This is a genomic window from Devosia elaeis, assembly GCF_001650025.1.
Lineage (GTDB): Bacteria > Pseudomonadota > Alphaproteobacteria > Rhizobiales > Devosiaceae > Devosia > Devosia elaeis.
The window spans coordinates 1-23,732 of the sequence record NZ_LVVY01000123.1 but is presented as its reverse complement, the minus strand read 5'-3'; the positions used below and the strand labels follow the sequence as shown (position 1 = coordinate 23,732).

Below are 23,732 nucleotides of genomic sequence, written 5' to 3'. Positions count from 1 at the left end.
CGGCTGTGTCATAGGTGGTGACAACTCAAGACAAGGTAAAGGTTTGGTCACCGGACCGTTAACGATCCACGCCAATCTGATCGCCTCGGACTGCGTTAGGCAAGTGATTCGCCATAACGCAAAATCGCGCATCGTCGCCGCCCTCAGGGTAAAATCCCTAAAAACTGCGAGTTGCGCGTCCCGATAGCGAACCAAATCCTTCGATCAATGCCTCTGTGCCATCGACAGTGGTAATCTGGTTCTTGATGTCACGCAGCCTTTCAAAGGTTTCTTCGCTCGGGTCTTCGCCCAGCGCGGCTTCGGCTGCCTTCAGTTCCCTATTTAGCTGAACTTTCTTGTTATGCAAGGCCAGGGCGTGACCTAATCCGGTCTCCGCGTCCGCACGGGCTGTTTCCGGCCCCACCTGCCACACGCCCTGCCGGGTCAGGCTGTCCGCCATCCGGTCCAGCGCCGGACCATGGCCACGCACACCCAGAGCCGCGCGCAAATCCTCGGCCGAAATATCGTGATGCCGCACCGCCAGCGCCAGAATGTCCCCCAGAACCTTTTGCGCCACGCTGGTTTCACAATCGAGCGCTGCTAGCGCCTCGAACTTGTCCTCCACCAGCGCCGGATGGTTCACCAGCGTCAGGATGATGGTCGCCTCGCGCGGGGAGGCATCGGCCACCGCGCTGGGGCGCAACAGCCTAGAATTCTTGAGTGTATCGGAAACCACCAGCCGCGGCGTCCCCCGCGAAGGATAGCCATAGGCGCCGCTCTGGCCGTAGGCCGGCTTGCCGCCGCCGCGCCAATTTTCCCGCGCACCCTGCCGCAAGGGCGCGAAGAAGGCTTTGATCTTCTCGTCGAACGCCTGGCTGTAGTGAAACCGGACATTGGAATCCTGGATGGAATTGGCCCGCTCGCGCAGCCGGGCCTGCAAAGCTGCCCGCTCTTCCGGCGCCTCGGGCACCAGCCCACCCCCCGTCTCCAGGCTCCAGACCACGTCGGACAGGCTGCGCGCCTTCTCGATCACATCTGCGAAAGCGCCGCGCCCCTGCGCCTTGATCAGGTCGTCCGGGTCCTGCCCCTCGGGCAGGGTGGCGATCTTGACGCTCTTGCCGGGCTTGAGATGGGGCAGGATCAGGTTCGCCGCACGCTCCGCCGCCTTGAGCCCCGCCTTGTCGCCGTCGAAGCACAGCACCGGATTGTCGCTCATGCGCCAGAGCAATTGCACATGCTCCTCGGTCAGCGCGGTGCCCAGCGGCGCCACGCTGCCCTCGAAGCCCGCCGCCACCGCCGCGATGACGTCCAGATAGCCCTCGACGACGATCACCGTCGCCCCCTCGCGCGCCGCCGCCCGGGCCGACTGACCATTGTAAAGCGTCTGCCGTTTGGAAAAGAGCTGCGTTTCCGGGGAATTGAGATATTTGGCCGGCACGTCCGGGCTCAGCGCCCGCCCGCCAAAGGCAATCACCCGCCCGCGAAAATCGGTGATCGGGAACATGACGCGATTGCGGAAGCGATCATAGGTCAGCGGATCGTCGTCGCGGCTGGTGACGAGCCCGGTATCGATCATCGCCTGCGCCGATACGCCATTGGCCGCCAGATGTTCCTTGAGCCCGTTGCGGCTGTCAGGCGCAAAACCGATGCGGAACCGGCTCTGGCTGCCGGCCGACACGCCCCGCTCGAACAGATAGCCGCGCGCCCGCGCCCCGATATTATGCGCCAGCGCCGCCTCGAAATATTTGGTCGCCAATTCCATGACATCGACCAGCGTGCGCTGCTCGGCCTCGCGCTTTTCGCTGCGCTCGTCCCGCGCCGGCATCGGCACGCCCGCCATCGCCGCCAGTTTCTCCACCGCCTCGGGAAAGCTCATCCCGGCCTTTTCGGTGAGAAAGCGGAAATGGTCGCCTGAAACGCCGCAGCCGAAGCAATGATAGATGCCGCGCCGGTCATCGGCGTGAAAGCTGGGGCTCTTCTCGGCATGGAACGGGCAGCAGGCCCACATGTCGCCCTTGCCCGGCTGGCTCTTGCGCTTGTCCCACAGCACATGCTCGCCCACCACCTGCGTGATCGGCAGGCGCTGGCGGATCTCATCCAGGAACTGATCGGAAAAGCGCATGCTAGCTAGATAGGCGCTTGGCCGCGCCAAGTCACCAGCATCACGCGGGATTATCCCCGCTATCCGTCAGATCGCCCCCCATAACGAGCTAATAGCCGGGCATCACCGCACGCTTTTGCCGTCGACGACATGGACCCGCTCGAGAATGGGAAATTGCCGAAACGATACTTCGCCTGGCAGGTGGAAGAAAATCCCGCCCCACCATATCCGCCCCCTCAAGCGTTCACGCTATGCACTCACTACGCAGGCGCCGAGTAAAGGCGATGGTGGACCGGCGCCCTCGGCCTGCACTAAGAAGCACGAACGCCGCAAGCGCGCTCCAGCCGCAACGAAAGACACAGCCCATGGCCCGTTCCTCGACCATGTCCCCCGCCATCCTGCTGGCCCTGACTCTTGGCCCGGCCCTGGCCATCGGCATGACCCTGTGGTTCGTCAACGATCTCCTGCCCGAATGCGTGGTTACCGAGCACCAGCGCGTCACCGCCCCTGATGGCGAATTCGACCTCGTGACCTTTTCCCGCGCCTGCGGCCCGACCGAACCCAATATCCAGGCCGTCCTCGTCCCACCGGGCGAGGAGGTGCCCTTCGACGCGGCCAGTTTCCTCTCCATCGGCGCCGAGGCCGATCTGCAGCCGCGCTGGGATGGCTATGGCAATGTCGAACTGACCCTGCCTCAAGGCGCAGAAATCCTTCGCCAGGACCCGAGCGTGGCCGGTGTTGAAGTGATTTACCGCTAGCGCGCGTCCCCTCCGTTGGACGCGCCGCCCCCTTCGCCGTCACTACGGGTCGTCGGTGCCTTCGCCGCGATGACACTTGGAAATGCAAAGATTCCAGCCAAGACGACAGGCCCCGGCGCAACTCCGGGCCGCCTCTGCCGTTGATCCGGCACGATGACCGACATGACGCCGGCACCGGCGAAGAAATCGCCCGCCCCGACAAGCCATTTTCGCTGGCGCCGTGTCCTCTGGCGCATATTCACCGCCATGACCCGCATGGAAACGACCATGCATTGCGCCGGCATCGCCTATTTCGGCTTCCTGTCGCTGTTCCCCGCCGCCAGCGCCATCATCATCCTCGTCGGCCTGCTCATGCCGGTGTCGTTCATGGCCGACATGGTGGACAGGCTCGAAGGCATCGTGCCCGACATGGCGCTCCAGACCATTGCCGGCCAATTGTCACAATTGGCCACGCAGTCCAATACCGGCCTGGGCATTGGACTGGCCATTTCGCTGGTGGTCGCCGCCTGGAGCGGATCGCGCGGGATGGCGGCCTTGATGTACGCCATTTCCCGCACCCGTTCGAACGAGGAAAAGCGCGGCATCGTCTCCGCCATCCTCATTGCGGTCCTGGTCACCTTCCTGGCGGGTCTGGCCCTGCTCGTGATCCTGGCGCTGGTCGCCGGCCTTCCCGCCTTCTTTTCCGCGTTACCCTGGTTCAGCCAGGACCAGGACCTGATCCTCGCCTTGCGCTGGCCGCTCCTGCTGGTCCTGGGTGCCGGCGCCATCGCCGCCTTTTATCGCTATGCCCCCGACAGGCGCTTCAGGCGCGCCCGGTGGATATGGCCCGGCGCGCTGCTGGCCACAGCGCTCTGGCTGGCGGCCTGCGCCATCTTTTCCTTCTATGTCGAGCAGATCGGCAATTTCGAAGCCACGTTCGGCTCGCTGACCACGGCCATCGTGCTGCTGCTCTGGATGTATAATTCGGCGCTGGCCGTGGTGCTGGGCGCCATCGTCAATGCCGAATTGCAGCGCGAGGCCGAGCGGGGAAAGGCCGTGTCGGGCTGAACGCCAACCCATTGGCCTCCCCGCTTTGAGGTCTGTGCTGGTTCCGACGTCTGCCGCGATTCATCCTCAAGACGCCAAAGGACGTGCAGAGAGTGAAAACCTCGGCTGACCTCGGCCAGCTCAGGCCTTGCTGGCCTGATACAACCGCCAGGCCCAGCCGAACAGGCCGATCGCGAACACGATCAGCAGAATGCCGCCCAGGATCATGCCGATCGAGGCGCTGAGCAGCGGAAACAGCAGGAAGACCAGCCCGAGCAGCACATAGGAAACGCCCGAGAGCACCACCGGCCAGATGCGCGCATAGCTTTCCCGCTCCCGCACCACCACCACGATCTGCATGACGCCGATGATGATCGCGGCGATGCCCACCAGGGTGGACATGAAGGTGACGGTGAAGATCGTCGCCAGGAACGGGCTGATGAGGATGAGCACGCCCAGGATCAGCGAGGCGGCGTTGGCCACCACGTCGAACCAGTAATTGCCGCTCTTGCCGCCGCCAAAGGTCAGGCTCCACAGGCCCAGTGCGCCGTCGATGATAAGAAGGATGCCCCCGAACAGCACCAGCACCGCCAGCGCCTCCAGCGGCCAGATGACCGCATAGATACCACCCAGCAGCATCAGCAATCCGCGCAATGCGGTCGCCAGCGCAAAACGTCTTTTGGTTTGAGACGATACAGCCATTTCATGCCTCCTTGCGGCCCTGCCGCAGCCACTCACGCGCGGGAGCCTAAACCCTTCTCGGAGTCGCGCCAACTGGCCGCCTGCTATAGTTTTTCTCAAGCTGGAGCGGCAAATTGTGCATTGCCCTTCTGACCGGGGCATGGAATGAGGCATTTCCATCCCCTGGCCCGTCTGTCACCATGTCCTTGCCGCTGCTCGCGCTCTTCCTCGCCGCCTTCGCCTTCGGCACCGCCGAATTCGTCATTGCCGGCGTCTTGCCCGACGTGGCCCTCGGGCTCGGTGTCTCCATTCCCGTGGCCGGGTTCCTCATTTCCGGCTATGCCATGGGCATCGCGCTGGGTGGTCCCTTGCTGACCCTTCTCACCAAGAAGCTCAACCGCAAGCGCCTGGTCCTGCTGCTGGGGGCGGGCTTCACCCTCGGCCAGGCCCTCTGCGCCATCGCGCCCAGTTTCGAAACGCTGATGCTGGCGCGCATCTTCGTCTCTGTGCTGCATGGCAGCTATTTCGGCATCGCCTTCATCCTCGCCACCGGCCTGGTCCCACCCGAGCGGCGCGGTTTCGCCATGGCGCTCATCCTGGCGGGCCTCACCGTGTCCAACATTCTGGGCGTGCCCGGCGGCACCGCCATCGGCAATGCCCTGGGCTGGCGCACCACCTTCTGGGCCGTGGGCGCGCTGGGCCTGATCGCCACGCTGATCGTCGCCGCCGCCCTGCCCGCCAATGCCGGCGCGGCGGCCACCGGGGGTGGTTTCCGCCGCGAATTCTCGGCCCTGCGGCGGCAGCAAGTGGCCAGCGGCCTCCTGGTGGCGGTGCTGGTCATGATCGGCCAATACAGCCTCTTCACCTATATCGCCCCGCTGCTCACCGAAATCACCGGCCTCGATAGCCAGGCCATCCCCGTCATCCTGCTGCTCTATGGCGTCGGCTCCACCATCGGCGTCTTCATCGGCGGGCGCCTGGCCGATTGGCGGCTCCTGCCCTCGCTCATCGCCATCCTGTCCGTGCAGACCCTGCTCTTTGCAGGGCTCTATTTCGTCAGCCCGCATCCCGTGCTCATGTCCATCGGCGTGGTCCTGTGGGGCGGTGCCAATTTCGCCTTCGGCTCGCCGCTGCAATCGCGCATGCTGATCTGGGCCGCCGATGCACCCAATCTCACCTCCTCTCTCATTCCCGCCGGATTCAATGTCGGCATCGCCATCGGCGCGCTGCTTGGCGCAGCCCTGCTCGATGCCGGTTTCGGCTATCGCGCCCTGCCGCTGATCGGCACCGTGGCGCTGGCGCTCGCCGCCATAATCGTCTCGATCTCGGCCCTGCTGGAAAGGCGTGCCGGCAGCGCTCCGCCACGGCCGGCATTTGCCGCCGCCGAGTAAGGTCCTGCTCACTATCATCGCATTTCTACCGATCGAGTAAGGGTCCATTGGCAGTTTTCGCGCTAAGAGGCACTGCGCCCGGACGCGCGCGGCAGGCACAGGGACCATGCTGGACAACGCTTCTCTGCTGATCGGTATCGCTTTCTCCAGCGCGTCCCTCATGGTCGCGCTGCTGATCGGCTGGCTGAATGCGCGTCAGCAATCCTATCTCGTGCATGGCGCGGCCGGCATCGGTCTGGTGGTCCTCGGGCTGCTCGTCATGGGTCTGCGCGATGGCCGCTACGATCTCGTGGTCAAGCTCGTGCCTTTTTCGGCGCTGCTGGCCGGCTTTACCCTGATCTATTCGGGCTCTCGCCTATTCCGCGACACCGGGGCCAGCTTCTATCCGCCGCTCGTGGTCGGCATTTCCACCATTGCGCTCATGGCCATGCCCACCCTGGCCGGCTATTCGGGCGTCGGCACGATCATGCTCAATCTGGGAGGCGGGATCATCATGTTCCTGTGCGGACGGGAATATTGGCGTGGTCGCGGCGACATGGGCCTGCCCATGATCGCCAATGCCACCCTCTACACCCTGGTCGCGCTGTCCTTCTTCGCCTGCGCTGCCGTCCTGCTCGTCGAGCAGCGCTGGGTGCTGGATGGACCGCCCAGCAATTGGGCCGAGGATGCCAATTCCATCCTGTCGCTGGTCGGGCTCACCGGCATCGGCGCCATCACGCTGACGCTGCACCATGCCCGCGCCGCCCGCCGCCACCGCGACGAGGCCAACACCGATTCCCTGACCGGCGTGCTCAATCGCCGCGCCCTGTTCAGCCGCTTCCGCGAAACCGACAAGGTCACCGGCCTGGCCGTGGTGATGTTCGATCTCGACCATTTCAAGCAGATCAATGACCGGCTCGGCCATGCCCAGGGCGATCTGGTGCTGCAGAAATTTGCCGAGGTCCTGCGCGCCCAATTACGCGACACCGATATCATCGCCCGCCTGGGCGGCGAGGAATTCTGCGTCATCCTGCCCGGTCTCGACGTGGATGCGGCGCGCCTGGCCGCCGAGCGCGTCCGCCTGGCCTTCGCCGCGCTCGCAATCGCCATCGGCGACAATGACGAGATCGCCACTGTCAGCGCCGGCCTCGCCATTGGCGGACTGGAGGAAACGTTCTTCTCGGTGCTCCGCCGCGGCGACGATGCGCTCTACATGGCCAAGAGCGCCGGTCGCAACCAGGTCCACCTGGCCGCGCTCCGGCTCGTGGCGTAGGCGGACGCCCGACTCAGGCGCTCAACGCCGCCCGCACCTGGCCGCTGACCTTGCCGAAATCGATCCGGCCCGGATAATCGGCCTTGAGCTGCGCGATCACCTTGCCCATGTCCTTGGGCCCTTCGGCGCCGGTCGCGGCGATGGCCGCCGTGATCGCGGCGCTCACCTCATCCTCGCTCAGCCCTTTGGGAAGGAATTCGTTGAGGATGTCGATTTCTTCCTTTTCCACCGTGGCCAGGTCGGCGCGACCCGCCTGGGCATAGATGGCGAAGCTTTCCTCGCGCTGCTTCACCATCTTTTGGATCATGGCCAGAATCTCGTCATTGGTGGCCGGCCCCTTGCCGTCGCCGCGATTGGCGATATCGCGATCCTTGATAGCGGCATTGATCGACCGCAGGGTCGCGGTGCGCCGCTGGTCTCGGGCTTTCAGCGCCTGCTTGAGCCCTTCGCTGATGTCTTCACGCATGTGAGCTCGCTCCTTGCTATGCATTTTGTCGCCCCCATATAGGCAAGAAACGCGGCCTGCGCCACTTGCGCTGACCGTCCCGGCCTTCTAAGAGGAGGCCTCAACCGACATCTTCGCCGTGTCTTGTGGGGAGGCTTCCCGCCACCGCTCTTGGCGCGCGACCTGAACAAACCCGTGCTTGGAGACCCATCGTGACCGGCTGGCAGCAGAAACCCGCGACCGCAGTACTGATTCTGGCCGACGGCACGCGCCTGGAAGGTTTCGGACTCGGCGCCATAGGCCACGCCGCCGGCGAGGTCTGCTTCAACACCGCCATGACCGGCTACCAGGAAGTGCTGACCGATCCGTCCTATGCCGGGCAGATCGTCACCTTCACCTTCCCCCATATCGGCAACGTCGGCACCAATGACGAAGATATCGAAACGGTGAATATGGCCGCCCTTTCGGGCGTGCGCGGCGTCGTGCTCAAAGCCGACATCACCAATCCCTCAAATTATCGCGCCGCCGAAAAGCTCGATGCCTGGCTCAAGAAGCGCAATATCATCGGTATTGCCGGCATCGACACCCGCGCCCTCACCGCGCGCATCCGCGAGAACGGCATGCCTAATGGCGTCATTGCCCATGAGCCCACCGGCGTCTTCGACGAGGGCTCGATTCAGGCCGAACTGAACGCCTTTCCCGGCCTCGAAGGGCTCGACCTCGCCAAGGAAGTCACCACCGCCCAGACCTATCACTGGGATCAGACCGGCTGGCAATGGGACAAGGGCTACGGCACGCTCGACAATCCCGATTTTCACGTCGTCGCCATCGATTACGGCGCCAAGCGCAATATCCTGCGCTGCCTGGCCGATCAGGGCGCCAAAGTGACCGTGGTTCCCGCCACGGCCAGCGCCGCCGACGTGCTGGCGCATAATCCGGACGCCATCTTCCTCTCTAATGGCCCCGGCGATCCGGCCGCCACCGGCAAATATGCCGTGCCCACCATCCAGAAATTGATGGAAACCGGAAAGCCCATCTTCGGCATCTGCCTCGGCCACCAATTGCTCGGCCGGGCGCTCGGCGGTACTACCTCCAAGATGCATCAGGGCCATCACGGCGCCAATCATCCGGTCAAGGACCTCACCACCGGCAAGGTCGAGATCACCTCGATGAATCACGGCTTCGCCGTCGATGCCGAGAGCCTGCCCGCTGGCGTCACCCAAACCCATATCTCGCTTTTCGACGGCTCCAATGCCGGCCTCGCCGTCGATGGCAAGCCGATCTTCTCGGTGCAATATCACCCCGAAGCCAGCCCCGGCCCCCGCGACAGCCACTACCTGTTCACGCGCTTCCTCAACCACGTGCGCAAGCAGAAGGGCCTGCCCGAAAAGCCCGAATACACTGCCCCCGGCGCCGCCGCCTAATATCGGCGTCGCGCGTAAGCTCCCAAGAGCCTGTTCCGCTGCCTTCGGCTTGACCCGAGGCCAGTGCGGGGGTGAGGGGTTCTGCTCTAATCGTAGGTGTCCTCATCCGCCCCCGCCGATAGCGGTCCGTCGGCGCCGGGCATGTCGTCTTCGGCGCGTGGCTTATGCTCGCGCTGCCGGTCTTTCACGCGTGCGGGGCTCGGATCCTCGTCGGGGCCTTCCACTTTATCCGACTGGGCCGCGCCTTTCTGCTTGCTCTTGTCCATGTCGCTCTCCTCTGCTCGAGGCAGAACGCGCCGGCCCGCTTCAGAGGTCCATCACAAGGCGGGGCGCGCCATAGCGTTTCACTTCTGAGCTAAACAAGCAGCACGCGTGGCATCCAAGCCCCGGCGCTCGACCTCGTGGCTCGACAGGCTCACCATACGGTCTCCCGACGAGGGCAGTTCACGGCAAGAGGAATTCCCCTAGCGCCATTTTTCGAGCAGCGGCCCGCCTTGCCCGCCGACCGGGTCCGTCTGGGGCAACGGCACGGCGGCGATGCGCCTGTCGGCGTCCGGTCGTTCGCCCGCTTCACCCCTGAGCACGTCCCAGTCCTGGCCCGGCGGATAGGCGCCCACCACCAGTAAATCGCCCTCGGCGCCGATGCAGCGATGCGCCGTTCCCGCCGGCAGCACCAGCACGTCGCCGGCCGCCACCGAAACATCCCGCCCTTCCGGTCCGCCCAGCCGCAGCCGCACCGAACCCCGCGCGACGCCCAGGCATTCGTGCGCGGTGGAATGGTAATGATCGTAATCATAGATTCCTGCCCGCCACTGGCCCGGCCAGCCATTTTCCTCGAACAGCCTTTCCAGTGCTTCGGCCGAAACCGCCTCCGCCGCCAGGGCCTGCCGATAGATCACCACCGGCAGGTTGCTGTTCGGAAATTGGCCGTCATCGGCGAAATACGCGAATGAAACAGCCGCCAGATTGGCTTGCATGAGCGCCTCCTTGCCTCGGGAGGAACGCCCCAGCTTCCATCCGGTTCGTTTCAGACCGCGCCGGCGAAGGTGTCGCAATCGCCCGGATTGCCGGACTGGTAGCCGCGCTCGAACCAGTCCTTGCGCTGCGCCGAGGTACCATGGTTGAACGTCTTGGGTACGGCAAAGCCCTGCATCCGCTTTTGCAGCGTATCGTCACCGATCTGGTTGGCCGCGTTCAGCGCTTCCTCGATATCGCCCTGCTCGAGCAGGTTCTGCTGGCCCGCATAATTGGCCCAGACGCCGGCATAGCAATCGGCCTGCAATTCCACCCGCACCGAATAGGCGTTGGCCTCTTCCTGGCTCATGGCTTGGCGGCGCTGGTTGAATTCGGGCAATACGCCCGTGAGGTTCTGGATATGGTGCCCCACCTCATGCGCCAACACATAGGCCTGGGCAAAGTCGCCCGGGGCGCCGAACTGGCGGTGCAATTGGTCGTAGAAGCTGAGATCGATATAGACCTTGCTGTCGCCCGGACAATAGAACGGCCCCACCGAGCTGTCGGCCAGCCCGCAGGCCGTATTCACCCGATCGGTGAACAGCACCACGTTCGGCTCGGGATAATCCTCCCCGACGGCGGCGAATTGCTCGCTCCACAAATCCTCGGTTTCCTTGACCACCACCGCGACGAAATCGGCCAGCTCATCCTGACCCTGCGCCGGAAGCTGCCTCGAAGTCGCGCTCGAACTCGGCCCCATGGACGAACCGCCGGTCAGCAGGTCCAGCGGGTTCTGTCCGGTGGCCAGCCAGATGATGCCCAGCACCACCATGATGCCTATAAGGCCGGATATGCCGCCTCGCGAGCCGCCCCCGCCGGTGGGAATGCGAATGCCGCCGCGCCCGCCGCCCAACCCGCCAAGGCCACCGAGACCGCCTCCCGTGCGCTGTCCTCGCCGATCCTCGACATTGGAGCTGCGCTGCCTGCCCTGCCACTTCATCGCCGACGCCTTTCGTTAATCCTGCGGACGCTAGCAGTAAGTGCGGCGCGAGGGAACGGGTTCCAAACGCGCCGCTCCTGCCCTCTCTCCTGGCGGGACGGGTGAGGGGTTCCAGATCATCAGGCGCCAAGCTGCGGCAAGCCACAGATCGTCACCCTCGGGCTTGTCCCGAGGGCTCTTTATTTGTCGAGAACTTCACCACGTCCCTCGGGTCAGGCCCGAGGGTGACGACCCGCGACTGAGGCGTATCCTACCCCGCCACCTTCGCCACTATTGCCCGCGCGCCGACGTCGAACAGGCTTTCGAGATGCCCCAGAACCGCCTCGCAGAACGTTTCATTGCCGGCGAGGTCGGTGCCAAACACCTCCACCAAGGCCACCAGCCCCTCGAACAGGGCCTCCGAATCATCCCCCGCATCGGCGGCGATGGCATGCATCTTAAGCGCATGTGGGTCGCGCACGTCGATTTCGCTGCCGTCCTCCGCGACGCCGGTCACATAGCGCATCCAGGCCGCCACGCCGAGCGCCAACCGCTCGATGCCCTGCCCTGCCTTGAGCCGGTCGCGGATCGTGCCCAGCAGGCGCTGCGGCAATTTCTGGCTGCCATCCATTGCGATCTGCCAGGTCCGGTGCTTGAGCGCCGGGTTGCGGAACCGCTCCAGCAATTGATCGCGATAGGCGCCCAGGTCGACCCCCGGCATGTCCAGCGTCGGCATCACCTCCTCGGTCATCAGCCCATGGACCAGCTTCACATAGGCCGGATCGCCCATCACCTCGGCGATATATTCATATCCCCCCAGATAACCCGAATAGGCCATGGTGGAATGCGCACCGTTGAGCATGCGCAGCTTCATGTGCTCGAACGGCTCGACATCAACCACCAATTGCGCCCCGGCCTGTTCGAAAGCCGGCCTGCCGCCGGGGAAATGATCCTCGATCACCCATTGGGTGAAGGGCTCGGTCATGATCGGCCAGGCATCTTCCGCCCCGATCAGCCCGGCGATCTCCGCCCGGTCCGCATCGGTGGTCGAGGGTACGATGCGGTCCACCATGGTCGAGGGGAAGGCGACGGCCTCCACCCATTCGCCCAGGCCCGCGTCGCGCAAAGCCGCCAGCCGGCTGACGATCCTCTTGGCCGTATGTCCATTATTGGGCAGGTTGTCGCAACTCATAACCGTGAACGGCGCGATGCCGGCCGCCCTGCGGCGCGCCAGCGCTTCCACCAGCATGCCCGGCGCCGATTTCGGCGCCATGGGATGAGCCAAGTCATGCACGATATCGGCATGCTTCTCGTCCAGCTCGCCCGTCGCCGGATCGTGGCAATACCCCTTCTCGGTGACGGTCAGCGACACGATGCGAATGGAGGGATCGGCCATCAGCGCCAGCAGCGCCTCGCGTTCGCTATTGGCGTCCATCACCTTGAGGATCGAGCCGATCACGCGCGGATGAGTGCCCTCGGCATCGCGCACCGCGATCGTATAGAGGCCGTCCTGCGGCTCCAGCGCCTCTTTGGTATCGGGCCGGCGCAGGCTCGCCCCGACAATGCCCCAGCTCGGATCGGCTCCCAACAGGTCGTCGACATAGACAGCCATATGCGCCCGATGAAACGCCCCGATCCCCAGATGCACGATTCCGGGCGTGACTTTCGTCCGGTCATAGGCCGGGACGGCAATGCCCTTGGCGATATTGGCGAGAGTGCTCTGGCTGAGGCGCGAATTGGTCACGATGATCTCCGAGGCAAAACGCCTGACCCATCTTGTATGGAAGTTCGGCGCAAGTTAGGAGCCTGTTTATTGGCAAGCCCTTGCCGCTGCAAGCCCGCACCGGCATAACCCGCATAACCATTTCGGAGGAGAAGAGTTCGTGGCCAGGCGCATCGTCTCAATCGGGGAATGCATGATCGAGATGAGCGGGGGGGAGGATCGCACCTATCGTCTCGGCTATGCCGGCGATACGCTCAACACCGCCTGGTATCTGCGCGCCCTGCTCGGCAAGGATTGGTCGGTCGACTACGTCACCGCTTTGGGCGAGGATCGCTACTCAGGCGACATCCGGGCTTTCCTGGATACCAACGGGATCGGCACCGGCCATATCCAGACCGTTCATGATCGACGTCCTGGCCTCTACATGATCCACCAGGAAAAGGGGGATCGCCACTTCACCTATTGGCGCGACAATTCTGCCGCCAAGCTTTTGGCCGATGACAAGCAGGCCCTCGCCAAGGCCGTCGAACAGGCGGAACTCGTTTATTTCTCGGGCATTACTCTTGCCATCCTCGCCCCCCGCGCCCGTGGCCGCCTGCTCGGCGCCATCGTCAAAGCCCGCGATAACGGCGCGAAAATCGCCTTCGACACCAATCTCCGCCCTGCCCTTTGGTCCAGCCCCCGCGTCATGGCCGGCGTGCTCACCGCCGCCGCCAGCCTCTGCGACATCGTCCTGCCCACCCATAGCGACGAAGCCCCTCTTTTCGGCGACAAGACCATAGACGACACCGCCGACCGCTATCTCGAGCTCGGCGTCGAGGAAGTCGTGGTCAAGGACGGCGGCAAGGAGGCACTGATCGCCACCGCCAGCGAGCGCGTCCGCATCGCCCCGCCCTCCGGCGCCAAGGTGGTCGACGCCACCGGCGCCGGCGACAGCTTCAACGGCGCCTATCTCTCCGCCCGCCTCGGTGGCAAATCCCTGCGCGAAGCCGCCGAAGCCGCCCACCGCACTGCCGGCATTGTCATCGCCCATAAAGGCGCCCTGGTCGATCCCGAATTGGTTCGCTAGCCGGCTGTCATCCCTTGGGACGCTGGCCTATCAAAGCTGAGAGGGGGTGCTCCAGTGCACCGCACCTCATCCCGCTATCTCATCCCGTCTTCATAAGCGTCATAAATTGACCAGACGGTAAAAACTTCATAGCGTCTCCTCCAGTCGTCATGCGCCCGTCACCTGAACGCGGCATGAGCTTTCTGCTTCCCGGCGGACCCGGGAAAGCGCCAAGAACCGGTCGCAAGCCGGCAGTCCGGGAGCACGCCCCCGGCGAAATGGCACTTCACATGGAGACGATCATGAACTTCTTCCCATCCATTTCCCGGCGCAGCTTCCTGGCCGGTTCCGCCAGTGTCGGCGCCATGGTCGCCATGCATCCCTTCGCGGTGCTGGCCCAGGCCAACCAGGCGCATCTGCGCATCATCGAGACCACCGACATCCACGTCGCCATCCTGCCCTACGATTATTATGCCGATGCGCCCAATGACACGATGGGCCTGGCACGCACCGCCGCTATCATCGAAGAGATCCGCGCCGAGGCAGGCAATGCCGTGCTGTTCGACAATGGCGACCTGATCCAGGGCAATCCTATGGGCGATTACATGGCCTATGAGAAGGGACTCAACCAGGGCGACATTCACCCCGCCATCGCCGCGCTCAACACGCTCGGCTACGACGCCGCCACCCTGGGCAATCACGAATTCAATTACGGCCTGGATTTCCTCGATCGCGCCCTGGAAGGCGCCGAGTTCCCCTTCGTTTCCGCCAATCTCGTGCGCGGCACGGAACTGGGCGAGGACCCGACCAGCGACGAAACCTATACCGAACCCTATCGCATCTTCGAAAAAGAGCTGACGGACGGCTCAGGCGCCACGCACACGATCCGCATCGGCGTCATCGGTTTCCTGCCGCCGCAGATCCTCACCTGGGATGCAACGCACCTGACCGGCAAGGTCGTGGTGCGCGACATCGTCGAAGCCGCCCAGGCCTGGGTGCCGAAAATGCGCGAGGAAGGCGCCGATATTGTCGTTGCCCTGTCCCATTCGGGCATCGAGGCGGGTGACCACGTCCCCGGCATGGAAAACGCCTCCCTCCAACTCGCCGCTGTTGAGGGCATAGATGTGGTGCTGACCGGCCATCACCATCTGGTCTTCCCCGGCCCCGACTATGCCGATGTGGAAGGCGCCGACATCGAGGCCGGCACGCTGCACGGCAAGCCGGCCGTCATGCCCGGCTTCTGGGGCTCTCATATGGGCCTGGTCGATCTGCTGCTGGAAATCGATGCCGAGGGCAAATGGTCGGTGGTCTCCCATACTTCCGAAGCCCGCCCCATCGTCGAGCGGGTCGACAACAAGAATGTGCCCACGGTCGAATCCGTGCCCGAGGTTGAGGCCGCCGTCGAGGCTGAGCACCAGGAGACGCTGGACTATATCCGCCGCCCGGTGGGCGAAACCGCCGCCCCGCTCCATTCCTATTTCGCCCTCGTCGCCGACGATCCCTCGGTACAGATCGTCTCCCAGGCGCAGTCCTGGTATATCGAGCAGATGATGAAGGGCACCGAATGGGAGGGCCTGCCGATCCTCTCGGCCGCCGCTCCCTTCAAGGCCGGTGGCCGGGGTGGCCCGGAATATTACACCGATGTGCCCGTGGGCCCGGTCGCCATCAAGAACGTGGCCGATCTTTATCTTTACCCCAACACCATCCAGGCCCTGCTGATCACCGGAGCCGACGTCAAGGAATGGCTGGAACGCTCGGCGGGCATCTTCAACCAGGTCGAGACCGGCGCCAAGGATGCCGAACTCATCAATCCTGCCTTCCCCTCCTATAATTTCGACGTCATCGATGGCGTGACCTACCGGATCGACCTCACCCAGCCCTCGAAATATGCCGCAGACGGCGGCGCGCTGGAAAATCCCGATGCCAGCCGCATTGTCGATCTTCAATATGACGGTGCCCCGATCGATCCGGCCCAGCAATTCGTCGTCGCCACCAATAATTACCGCGCCGGCGGTGGCGGCTCGTTCCCGGGCATCGGGCCGGACAAGATCATCTTCATCGGCCCCGATACCAATCGCGACATCATCGTCCGCTTCATCATCGAAAACGGCACCATCGACCCCAAGGCCGACAGCAATTGGTCGCTCGCCCCGATTGGCGACACCAGCGTGCTCTTCGCCACCGGCCCGAAAGCCGCCGAGCACGTCGCCGACGTCACCGCGGTCGAGATCGAGCCCACCGGCGAAACCAATGCGGAAGGCTTCGGCATCTACCGCATCGCGCTTTAGGAGACGGGCGCAGCGCGGCCAGACAACACCGGCCTGGGCGCCTAGCGGGTGGCTTCATCGCCTCCCTCCCCTCTTGGGGAGGGAGGAAGAGCCGTGCGAGCCGGCACGCCGAAATAGGCCTCGCCCTTGCAGACAAGGCCAAGAGAAGGCTACGGCAATCTGGATATTCCGACGGAGCCCGGCCCGATGCTGCGAAAAATCACCACTCTCGCCTTAGCCCTCCTGGCAGCCCCTGCCCTGGCCGAAGTTCCGCTCTCCGGCAGTTTCACCGCAACCAGTACCTGCCCCGCCTATCAATCCATCAACCGCCAGACCAATCCCGGCAACATCGCCACGCAGGCCGGCCAGTCCTACGACCTGCTCGCCGCCAACAAAAATCCGCCCACCCATTTGCGCATTGCCGTGCCCGGCGCCAGCCCGGTCCAGCGCTGGGTCGCAGTCGAATGCGGCACCAGTCCCGCCATCTCCCCTGAACAGGCCGAGACCACGCCCGTCGCGCCCACCTATCGTGGCACCCAATATATCCTCGCCGTCAATTGGCAGCCCGCTTTCTGCGAGCTCAATTCCCGCACCCGCGAATGCCGCGACCAGCGCCCCAACAGCTTCGAGGCCACCAACTTCACCCTGCACGGGCTGTGGCCCCAGCCACACGACAATGAATATTGCGACGTCTCCGAGCGCGACCGCTGGGCCAGCCAGGATGGCCGTTGGCGCGACCTGCCGCCGCTGGATCTGACCATCGCCCAGCGCCGCGATCTCGACATCGTCATGCCCGGCAGCCTCTCCGGCCTCGACCGGCACGAATGGGTCAAGCACGGCTCCTGTTACGATGGCGACCAGCGCGAATATTTCGCGGATTCGCTCGATCTCATGCTGGCGCTCAACGCCTCCGAAGTCGCCGAACTTTTCGCCGGCAATGTCGGCCGCCGCCTGACGCTGACCGATATCCGCGCCGCGTTCGACCGCTCCTTCGGGCGCGGCGCCGGCGACCGCGTGGCCATGGACTGCGCCGAAGACGGCAACCGCACATTGATCACCGAATTGCGCATCGCTCTGACCGGCGAGATTTCCGGCCCGGACGATTTCTCGCGCCTCATCCTGGCCGCCGAACCGCAACAAAGTCGCTGCCGATCCGGCCAGGTGGATGCGGTGGGACTACGTTGAGGTTAGCGTACCAGTAGACCTCATCCCGTGCCCGAGGTCGTACACACAAGCTTAGGCGCACCCCAGCTCGTGGTTCGACAGGCTCACCATGAGGTCTTCGGCAGAGCGCATTGCAAACCCTGAATCGCTTTAAACCTCCAGCGCCGCGTCCAGCCGGTCGCGCAACGCGATCAGTTCCGCCCTCAAGGCATCTCCACCCTCAAGCGTCAGGCCCGTTCCCTCGATGACAGCCAGTGGGATGGCGAAGGCCTTGGCCCTGAGCGCCCGGCCCGCCTCGGTTAGGGTGATCCGCACCTGTCGCTCATCGTCCTCGTCGCGGCGGCGGCGCACCAGCCCCCGCGCTTCCAGCCGCTTGATCAGCGGCGTGATCGTGCCCGAATCGAGGAACAAACGCTCCCCCAGATGCTTTACCGTAATGTCGTCGCGCTCCCACAAGACGAGGAAGGCCAGATATTGCGGATAGGTCAGGTCCAGCGCATCGAGCCGCGGCTTGTAGAACCGCGTGAAGGCATGTCCCGCCGAATAGACGGCAAAGCACAGCATCTGGTCGATCGTCGGCATTTTTTCATCGGCCATGTCGGGTCCTCGGATCAGGCGCAATTCCTAGCACATAAAATTTGATTGCGTACAATTTAATTATGCACTATTTATCTTTCATCCAGACACAGGAGAGCATGAGCCATGAGCATCAAGTCCGCAGTCTACACCGCCCACGCCCACACCACGGGCGGCCGCACCGGCACCAGCAAGACCGACGATGGCCGTCTTGAGGTCACCCTCGACACCCCCAAGGCCATGGGCGGCAATGATGGCCCGGGCACCAATCCCGAGCAGCTCTTTGCCGTCGGCTATTCCGCCTGCTTCCTCGGCGCCCTCAAGGCCGTGGCGCGCGGCGAAAAGGTGAAGATTCCCGATGAAGCCAGCATCGATTCCGCCGTCTCCTTCGGGGACAACGCCAATGAGGGCGGCAAGGGCTTCAACATCGCCGTTGAGCTCAAGGTCACCCTGCCCGGATTCGACCGTGCCCAGGCGGAGGACCTTGTCCACAAGGCCCACCAGATCTGCCCCTATTCCAACGCCACGCGCGGTAATGTCGACGTCACCCTGACAGTCGTCTGATAGCGGCAGCGGCAATTCGTTAACGATTGCCATTCATGCGCCGGAAAGGGCGGCGAGACTAGGCTGGCACACCAGAAGTGGAGCCTCCATGCCTGCCGCCCTTGCCCTATCCGGCCTCACCAAGTCCTTCGACCGCCCGGTCGTCCGCGGCGTGGACCTCACGATCGCCGGCGGGGAATTCTATGCCCTGCTCGGTCCCAATGGCGCCGGCAAGACCACCATCCTGCGCATGGTGGCTGGCCTGCTGAAGCCTGACAGCGGCGCCATTTCCATCTTCGGCATCGACGCCCTGGCCGATCCGGTTGCTGCCAAGCGCCTCATGGCCTGGGTTTCGGACGAGCCCATGGTCTATGATCGCCTCACCCCGCTCGAATATCTCGATTTCGTCGCCGGCCTCTGGCAGGTGGAGCCGGACCGGGCCCGGCGTACCGCCCATGAACTGATCGACTGGCTCGGCCTCGCCCCCTATGCCAACGACCTCTGCGGCGGCTTTTCCAAGGGCATGCTGCAAAAGGTCGCCCTGGCCGGCGCCCTGGTTCACGATCCCCGCCTGATCATCCTCGACGAACCGTTGACCGGCCTCGATGCCGGCTCCGCCCGCCAGGTGAAGGACGTGCTGCGCCATAAGACCGAGGCTGGTGTCACCGTCATCATGACCACCCACATTCTCGAAGTGGCCGAACGGATGGCCGAGCGGATCGGCGTCATTGCCGAGGGTCGCCTCATTGCCGAGGGCACGCTGGCCGAATTGCGGGCGCGTATCGGGCGCGAGACCACGCTGGAGGAAATCTTCCTGGACCTGGTCGCCCGGGGCAGCCAGGCGGCATGAGCGCCACCGCTTCCCTGTTCTGGCTGGCCCGCCACGAATTGCGCCTGTCCTGGCGCGACGCCATGGCGATGATGACCGGTGGCAGGCGAGCCCGCCTCATCGGCTGGATCGTCGGCGGCCTCGCCGTCTATGCCCTGATCACGCTCATCGCCTGGTTCTCGATCCGCCCTTGGGTGGAGGCCGGCGCTCTCATCGATCCGCAGGTCCTGCTGGTGGTCTCGGGCATGGGCCTCTTGTTCTGGGCAGTCAACCTGTCTCAGGCGCTCGAAGCGGTCACCCGCGTCTATTACGCCCGCTCCGACCTCGATCTCATCCTGTCCTCGCCCACGCCCGGCGCCCGCATTTTCGCCATTCGCGCCGGCGCGGTCTTCGTTGCCACCTTCGCGCTGGGCGTCCTGCTCATCAGTCCCCTGGTCACCGCCCTCGTCTTCCAGGCCGGCTGGCATTGGCTCTCGGCCTATTTGCTGCTCGCTGCCCTGGCCGCTCTTTCGGTCGCCATCGCCATGGGCATTACGCGTCTGCTCTTCCATTTGGCCGGGCCGAAGCGGACGCGCCTGCTCGCCCAGATCGTCGCCGGCATTGTCGGCGCCGGCTTCGTCATAGGCATCCAGGCCGCCGCCATCCTTTCCCATGATGGCTTTTCGCGCCTCGCCTTCTTTCAATCCGCCGATATCCTGGCCAGCGCGCCCGATGCCGACAGCCTCCTCTGGCTGCCTGCCCGCGCCGCCATGGGTGACATGCCGGCGGCCCTGCTGCTGCTCTGCTGCGCGCTGGCGATCCTGGGCGTCACCATAGCCCTCGTCGCGCCCAGTTATGGACGGCTCGCCAGCGCCGCCGCCGGCCTCAATCATGTGCGCAGGCGACGCCACGCGTCGGCCCACGCCTTTGCCCCGGCCACGCAGCGCCAGGCGCTGCGCCGCAAGGAATGGAAACTGCTTCAGCGCGATCCCTGGCTCCTGTCGCAAACGCTGATGCAATTGCTCTACCTGGTGCCACCGGCCCTCCTGCTCTGGGTCAATTACGGCGCTGGGGACGGCACTTTCATCGTCGTGGTGCCCGTCCTGGTCATGGCTTCCGGCCAGCTCGCCGGCGGACTCGCCTGGCTCGCCATTTCCGGCGAAGATGCACATGATCTGGTCAGCACCGCGCCCCTCAGCCAGTCCACCATTCTCCGCGCCAAGGTCGAATCCGTGCTGGTGGTCATTGCCCTCGTGCTTACGCCCTTGCTGCTCATGCTGGCCGTCACCGCCTGGCCCATGGCGCTGATCACCGCGCTTTGCGCCGCGCTGGCCGCCGGCGCCGCCACCGCCATCCAGCTCTGGTTCCGGGTTACGGCGAAACGCTCCATGTTCCGCCGCCGCCAGAATGCCTCCCGCGCCGCGACCCTCTGCGAAGCCTTTTCCTCGATCATGTGGGCCGGCACGGGGGCGCTCTGGGCCGCAGGCAGTCCGCTCTTGGTTCTTCCCGCCATTGCTGCGCTGGGCGTGCTAGGCTTGGCCCGACTCATCGCTCCCAAGAATGCTTGACATGACCGACCTTGCTTTCCGCGACGCTGCGCCCGCCGATATTCCGACCATCCTCCTGCTCGCCCATGCCGGCGATGCCCGTGGCATCGACACCCCGCCCCTCGATCCGGCCTCCTTGTCGGACCCGCGTTATCGCGCCGCCTTCGACACCATCAGCGCCAGTCCCAGCCATCGCCTCATCGTCGCCGAGCGCAACGGAGAAATCGTCGGCACGCTCCAGATCAGCTTCATTCCCGGCCTGCCGCGCTTCGGCATGACGCGGGGCCTGCTCGAAAATGTCCATATCCGCGCCGATCAGCGCGGCAACGGCCTGGGCTCGCAGATGGTGCAATGGGCGGTGGATCGCTGCCGCGAGGCAGGCTGTGGCCTCGTCCAGCTCACCTCCAACAAAACGCGCCTCGACGCCCACCGTTTCTATCGCAAGCTGGGCTTTGAAGCCTCCCACGAAGGCTTCAAGCTGTTTCTTTAGCGCGTTTCGCCGCCTACGGCGTCAGCCCCAGCGGCACCGGCGGCGGCGATTGCAGGACGGTGATCCGCACCCGCTCATTGGCCGCCATATAGGGATCGTTGGGGAAATAGGGCTCGTCGGTCGCCCGTCCCATCACCGATTTGACCCGGTCATTACCGAGCCCGAATTCGCCCAGCACCGAACGCACCACATTCGCCCTGTCGGCCGACAATTCCCAAGGCCCATAGCGCGGATTGTCATACCGCCCACCGGCCGCTGTGTGTCCGGAGATGGTCACCTGCGCATTGAGCTGCTGCAGGATGGGACCGATGGCGGCGATGGCTACCCGAGTGGCCTCCAGCGGATATTTCGATCCCTCGGGGAACATGGGGCGGCCCTGCTGGTCGATGATCTGGATATCGAGCCCGTCCTCGGTCTGCTCGACCAGCAGATTGTCCATGAACGGGGTCAACTCCGGCAGGGATTGCCAGGCCTGCTTGATGCTGGCGGCCGCGCTGTGGAACGCCTGGTCCTGCTGCGATTGCAGATTGACCTCGCTGTCGCTGCTGGCGGTGAGCTCGCTGCCATTGTCGCGCGCCATGCCCCCGATATTGTTTTCGATGGTGCCGCGATCGGCGCTTTGCGGCGAGGCCGGGCTGTCATTGATCACGTCGGCCGACGATCCCGACATCTTGCTGCCCGAATTGTCCATCGCCGTGCCACCCAGCACGCCGCCCGATCCGGAGGTGGAATTGCTGGCCGAAGTGGGTGCGAAATAGTCGGCCAGCCCTTCCTTCTGTTCCGGCGTCGTCATGCTGATCAGCCACATCAGGAGGAAGAACGCCATCATCGCCGTCACGAAGTCGGCATAGGCGATCTTCCACGCGCCGCCATGGTGGACGTGCTTGTTCTTCTTGACCTTCTTGATGATGATCGGCTGGTCGTAGTTCGCCATTCTGGCTCACCTTTTGCGGAAGGTTCAGGTCGTGGCCGGCAGGGCGGCCGTGGCGGCTTCCACTTCGTTGAAGGTCGGCCTGACTTCGCTCATCAGCGCCTTGCGCGCGAATTCAATGGCCATGACCGGCGGCTGCCCGCCGATATGGGCCAGGAGGCCGACCTTGAGCGAGAGGTAATATTTGGACTCGGCCTCGTAGATATTCTTCAGCGACTGCGCCATTGGGCCGAAAAAGCCGTAGGCTACGAAGACGCCGAAAAAGGTGCCCACCAGCGCCCCACCGATCAGGTGCCCCAGCACTTCGGGCGGCTCGGTGATGGCCCCCATGGTTTTGATCACGCCGAGCACCGCCGCAACGATGCCGAGCGCGGGCGTGCCATCGGCAATGGCCTGCATGGAGGCCACCAGGCGTTCCTTTTCCTGGTGGTGGGTCTCCAGTTCCTCGTCCATCAGCGCTTCCATCTCATGGACATTGTTGGAGCCCATGGTCACCATGCGCATGTAGTCGCAGACGAATTCCACCGCATGGTGGTTTTTGGCGAAGCTCGGAAAGGCGTTGAATAGGCTCGAATTCTGCGGGTCCTCGATATGCGGCTCGATCCCGAGAATGCCCTTCTGCTGCACCAGCTTGTACATCGAATATTGCAGCCCGAGCAGCTCGACATAGGCGGCCTTGTCATATTTCGGCCCCTTGAACATCGTGCCGAACATGGCCGGCACTGCCTTGAGCACAGGCGCTCCGTTGGCGATGATGAAGGCCCCGATGGCCGCACCCAGGATGATAACGAATTCAAAGGGCTGCCAAAGCACGGCCACATGTCCGCCCATGGCCGCATAGCCGCCGAAAACGCAGGCAAAGACGGTGATGACACCAATGATCAGACGCATGGACGCAATACTCGTACTCGAACGCATTCTGCGTTTCCGGGACAGTCGGGTCCCACGGACGCGGCGGCATTGTGCAATTCACCGACTTAACAGCACGTGTATGGAATGCTGCGCAGTCGGCAAATCTTGCTTTCGCCATTCTGCTGGGTCACCTCAGGAACCGATTGCCAAAGGAGCATGAAATGTCTCGTATCGCGCTTGTCGCCACCGCCCTCGGCCTCGCCATCGCCGCCCAGCCTGCCTTTGCTCAGGACGAGCAGGCCGTGTGGGACAATATCGAGAGCATCCACGGCGACGCGGATGGCTTTTTCGAAGCCTACGCAGCCATTCAGGACGCGATCATGTTCGATGATCCCGGCGTCATTTCCGACTACGCCCTTTATCCGCTGATGGTGAACGCCAATGGGGAAACCTATGAGGTGCTTGGCGAGCAAGATCTGCTGAACGAGTTCGACAGCCTCGTCACGGTCGAAACTCTTGACGCCGTGCTCAATCAGAATGTCGCTGACCTCATCGTCACCAGCGAAGGCGTCGGCCTCGGCAATGGCGCGATGTGGCTCACCAATGTGTGCCTCGACGACGCCTGTCTCGACACCCAATGGGGCATTCTCAGCATCAATAACTAGGCGCGGTGCTGCCCTCTGCCCCCTCGCCTCTCCTCCCTTGAGGAGAAGCGTTTATTTCGGACCATCTTCTGACGTGACCGCCCGCCCTCGGGGCTGTCTCTTATACACATCTGACGCTGCCGACGAAG

23 protein-coding genes are annotated in these 23,732 nt (G+C 64.1%); 13 read left to right on the top strand and 10 right to left on the bottom strand.

Annotated features, from left to right (window positions below; translation table 11 throughout):
• Nucleotides 1-157: 157 nt before the first annotated feature.
• On the bottom strand, nt 158-2,101 hold the full coding sequence (gene dnaG, locus A3840_RS16175; RefSeq protein WP_067459206.1) for a DNA primase: 1,944 nt from the start codon (nt 2,099-2,101) through the stop codon (nt 158-160).
• 344 nt (nt 2,102-2,445) lie between these two features.
• Here dnaG and A3840_RS16170 point away from each other — a divergent pair, with 344 nt between their 5' ends.
• Both A3840_RS16170 and A3840_RS16160 read left to right on the top strand, forming a co-directional pair.
• On the top strand, nt 2,446-2,838 hold the full coding sequence (locus tag A3840_RS16170; protein ID WP_131798355.1) for a hypothetical protein: 393 nt from the start codon (nt 2,446-2,448) through the stop codon (nt 2,836-2,838).
• Nucleotides 2,839-3,000: 162 nt separating this feature from the next.
• Complete coding sequence (locus tag A3840_RS16160; RefSeq protein WP_165603201.1) at nt 3,001-3,885, top strand: YihY/virulence factor BrkB family protein; 885 nt, start codon at nt 3,001-3,003, stop codon at nt 3,883-3,885.
• A gap of 120 nt (nt 3,886-4,005) precedes the next feature.
• Here the strand turns inward: A3840_RS16160 and A3840_RS16155 are convergent, their stop codons facing one another.
• Nucleotides 4,006-4,566 (bottom strand): DUF308 domain-containing protein, encoded by a 561-nt coding sequence (locus A3840_RS16155; RefSeq protein WP_067459194.1) that lies wholly within the window; start codon nt 4,564-4,566, stop codon nt 4,006-4,008.
• Nucleotides 4,567-4,745: 179 nt separating this feature from the next.
• On the opposite strand from A3840_RS16155, the gene A3840_RS16150 reads away from it, so the two are divergent.
• Entirely contained in the window at nt 4,746-5,936 is a 1,191-nt protein-coding gene (locus A3840_RS16150) for an MFS transporter (RefSeq protein WP_067459191.1), read from the top strand.
• 106 nt (nt 5,937-6,042) lie between these two features.
• Nucleotides 6,043-7,188 (top strand): GGDEF domain-containing protein, encoded by a 1,146-nt coding sequence (locus A3840_RS16145; RefSeq protein WP_067459188.1) that lies wholly within the window; start codon nt 6,043-6,045, stop codon nt 7,186-7,188.
• A 13-nt stretch (nt 7,189-7,201) separates the two neighbouring features.
• Here A3840_RS16145 and A3840_RS16140 read toward each other — a convergent pair whose 3' ends face one another.
• Nucleotides 7,202-7,654 (bottom strand): GatB/YqeY domain-containing protein, encoded by a 453-nt coding sequence (locus tag A3840_RS16140; protein ID WP_067459185.1) that lies wholly within the window; start codon nt 7,652-7,654, stop codon nt 7,202-7,204.
• Between the two features lie 191 nt (nt 7,655-7,845).
• On the opposite strand from A3840_RS16140, the gene carA reads away from it, so the two are divergent.
• On the top strand, nt 7,846-9,057 hold the full coding sequence (carA, locus tag A3840_RS16135; RefSeq protein WP_082903966.1) for a glutamine-hydrolyzing carbamoyl-phosphate synthase small subunit: 1,212 nt from the start codon (nt 7,846-7,848) through the stop codon (nt 9,055-9,057).
• A gap of 86 nt (nt 9,058-9,143) precedes the next feature.
• Here carA and A3840_RS16130 read toward each other — a convergent pair whose 3' ends face one another.
• From A3840_RS16130 to A3840_RS16115, 4 genes are all read right to left on the bottom strand, one after another.
• On the bottom strand, nt 9,144-9,323 hold the full coding sequence (locus tag A3840_RS16130; RefSeq protein WP_067459182.1) for a hypothetical protein: 180 nt from the start codon (nt 9,321-9,323) through the stop codon (nt 9,144-9,146).
• Between the two features lie 198 nt (nt 9,324-9,521).
• Complete coding sequence (locus A3840_RS16125) at nt 9,522-10,034, bottom strand: cupin domain-containing protein (protein WP_067459179.1); 513 nt, start codon at nt 10,032-10,034, stop codon at nt 9,522-9,524.
• Between the two features lie 50 nt (nt 10,035-10,084).
• Nucleotides 10,085-11,011, bottom strand: a complete 927-nt coding sequence (gene ypfJ / locus A3840_RS16120) for a KPN_02809 family neutral zinc metallopeptidase (protein WP_067459176.1) — start codon at nt 11,009-11,011, stop codon at nt 10,085-10,087.
• A 250-nt stretch (nt 11,012-11,261) separates the two neighbouring features.
• The gene (locus A3840_RS16115) at nt 11,262-12,734 is read right to left on the bottom strand and encodes a mannitol dehydrogenase family protein (RefSeq protein WP_109442349.1); all 1,473 of its coding nucleotides are present in this window, start codon (nt 12,732-12,734) and stop codon (nt 11,262-11,264) included.
• Nucleotides 12,735-12,873: 139 nt separating this feature from the next.
• Here A3840_RS16115 and A3840_RS16110 point away from each other — a divergent pair, with 139 nt between their 5' ends.
• The 3 genes from A3840_RS16110 to A3840_RS16100 all read left to right on the top strand — a co-directional run bounded on the left by A3840_RS16110 (nt 12,874) and on the right by A3840_RS16100 (nt 17,213).
• Nucleotides 12,874-13,782: a sugar kinase gene (locus tag A3840_RS16110; RefSeq protein ID WP_082903965.1), complete on the top strand. Its 909-nt coding sequence runs from the start codon at nt 12,874-12,876 to the stop codon at nt 13,780-13,782.
• Between the two features lie 269 nt (nt 13,783-14,051).
• The gene (locus A3840_RS16105) at nt 14,052-16,049 is read left to right on the top strand and encodes a bifunctional 2',3'-cyclic-nucleotide 2'-phosphodiesterase/3'-nucleotidase (protein WP_165603202.1); all 1,998 of its coding nucleotides are present in this window, start codon (nt 14,052-14,054) and stop codon (nt 16,047-16,049) included.
• Between the two features lie 186 nt (nt 16,050-16,235).
• The gene (locus A3840_RS16100) at nt 16,236-17,213 is read left to right on the top strand and encodes a ribonuclease T2 family protein (RefSeq protein ID WP_067459168.1); all 978 of its coding nucleotides are present in this window, start codon (nt 16,236-16,238) and stop codon (nt 17,211-17,213) included.
• Between the two features lie 129 nt (nt 17,214-17,342).
• Here the strand turns inward: A3840_RS16100 and A3840_RS16095 are convergent, their stop codons facing one another.
• Entirely contained in the window at nt 17,343-17,789 is a 447-nt protein-coding gene (locus A3840_RS16095; protein WP_067459165.1) for a MarR family winged helix-turn-helix transcriptional regulator, read from the bottom strand.
• A gap of 105 nt (nt 17,790-17,894) precedes the next feature.
• Here A3840_RS16095 and A3840_RS16090 point away from each other — a divergent pair, with 105 nt between their 5' ends.
• From A3840_RS16090 to A3840_RS16075, 4 genes are all read left to right on the top strand, one after another.
• A complete protein-coding gene (locus A3840_RS16090) occupies nt 17,895-18,332 on the top strand; it encodes an organic hydroperoxide resistance protein (RefSeq protein ID WP_067459162.1) in 438 nt (145 codons plus the stop codon).
• An 88-nt stretch (nt 18,333-18,420) separates the two neighbouring features.
• The gene (locus A3840_RS16085; RefSeq protein WP_067459159.1) at nt 18,421-19,161 is read left to right on the top strand and encodes an ABC transporter ATP-binding protein; all 741 of its coding nucleotides are present in this window, start codon (nt 18,421-18,423) and stop codon (nt 19,159-19,161) included.
• A complete protein-coding gene (locus tag A3840_RS16080; protein WP_067459156.1) occupies nt 19,158-20,687 on the top strand; it encodes a hypothetical protein in 1,530 nt (509 codons plus the stop codon). Before A3840_RS16085 ends, A3840_RS16080 begins: the two co-directional genes overlap by 4 nt.
• Before the next feature lies 1 nt (nt 20,688).
• Nucleotides 20,689-21,156, top strand: a complete 468-nt coding sequence (locus A3840_RS16075) for a GNAT family N-acetyltransferase (protein WP_067459153.1) — start codon at nt 20,689-20,691, stop codon at nt 21,154-21,156.
• Nucleotides 21,157-21,169: 13 nt separating this feature from the next.
• Here the strand turns inward: A3840_RS16075 and A3840_RS16070 are convergent, their stop codons facing one another.
• Together A3840_RS16070 and motA are read right to left on the bottom strand one after the other, a co-directional pair.
• Nucleotides 21,170-22,090, bottom strand: a complete 921-nt coding sequence (locus A3840_RS16070) for a flagellar motor protein MotB (RefSeq protein WP_067459150.1) — start codon at nt 22,088-22,090, stop codon at nt 21,170-21,172.
• A 24-nt stretch (nt 22,091-22,114) separates the two neighbouring features.
• On the bottom strand, nt 22,115-22,978 hold the full coding sequence (motA, locus tag A3840_RS16065; RefSeq protein ID WP_067459148.1) for a flagellar motor stator protein MotA: 864 nt from the start codon (nt 22,976-22,978) through the stop codon (nt 22,115-22,117).
• Between the two features lie 182 nt (nt 22,979-23,160).
• Here motA and A3840_RS16060 point away from each other — a divergent pair, with 182 nt between their 5' ends.
• Nucleotides 23,161-23,604 carry a hypothetical protein gene (locus tag A3840_RS16060; RefSeq protein ID WP_067459145.1) on the top strand — a complete coding sequence of 148 codons (444 nt, stop codon included), beginning with the start codon at nt 23,161-23,163 and terminating at the stop codon, nt 23,602-23,604.
• Nucleotides 23,605-23,732 lie beyond the last annotated feature (128 nt).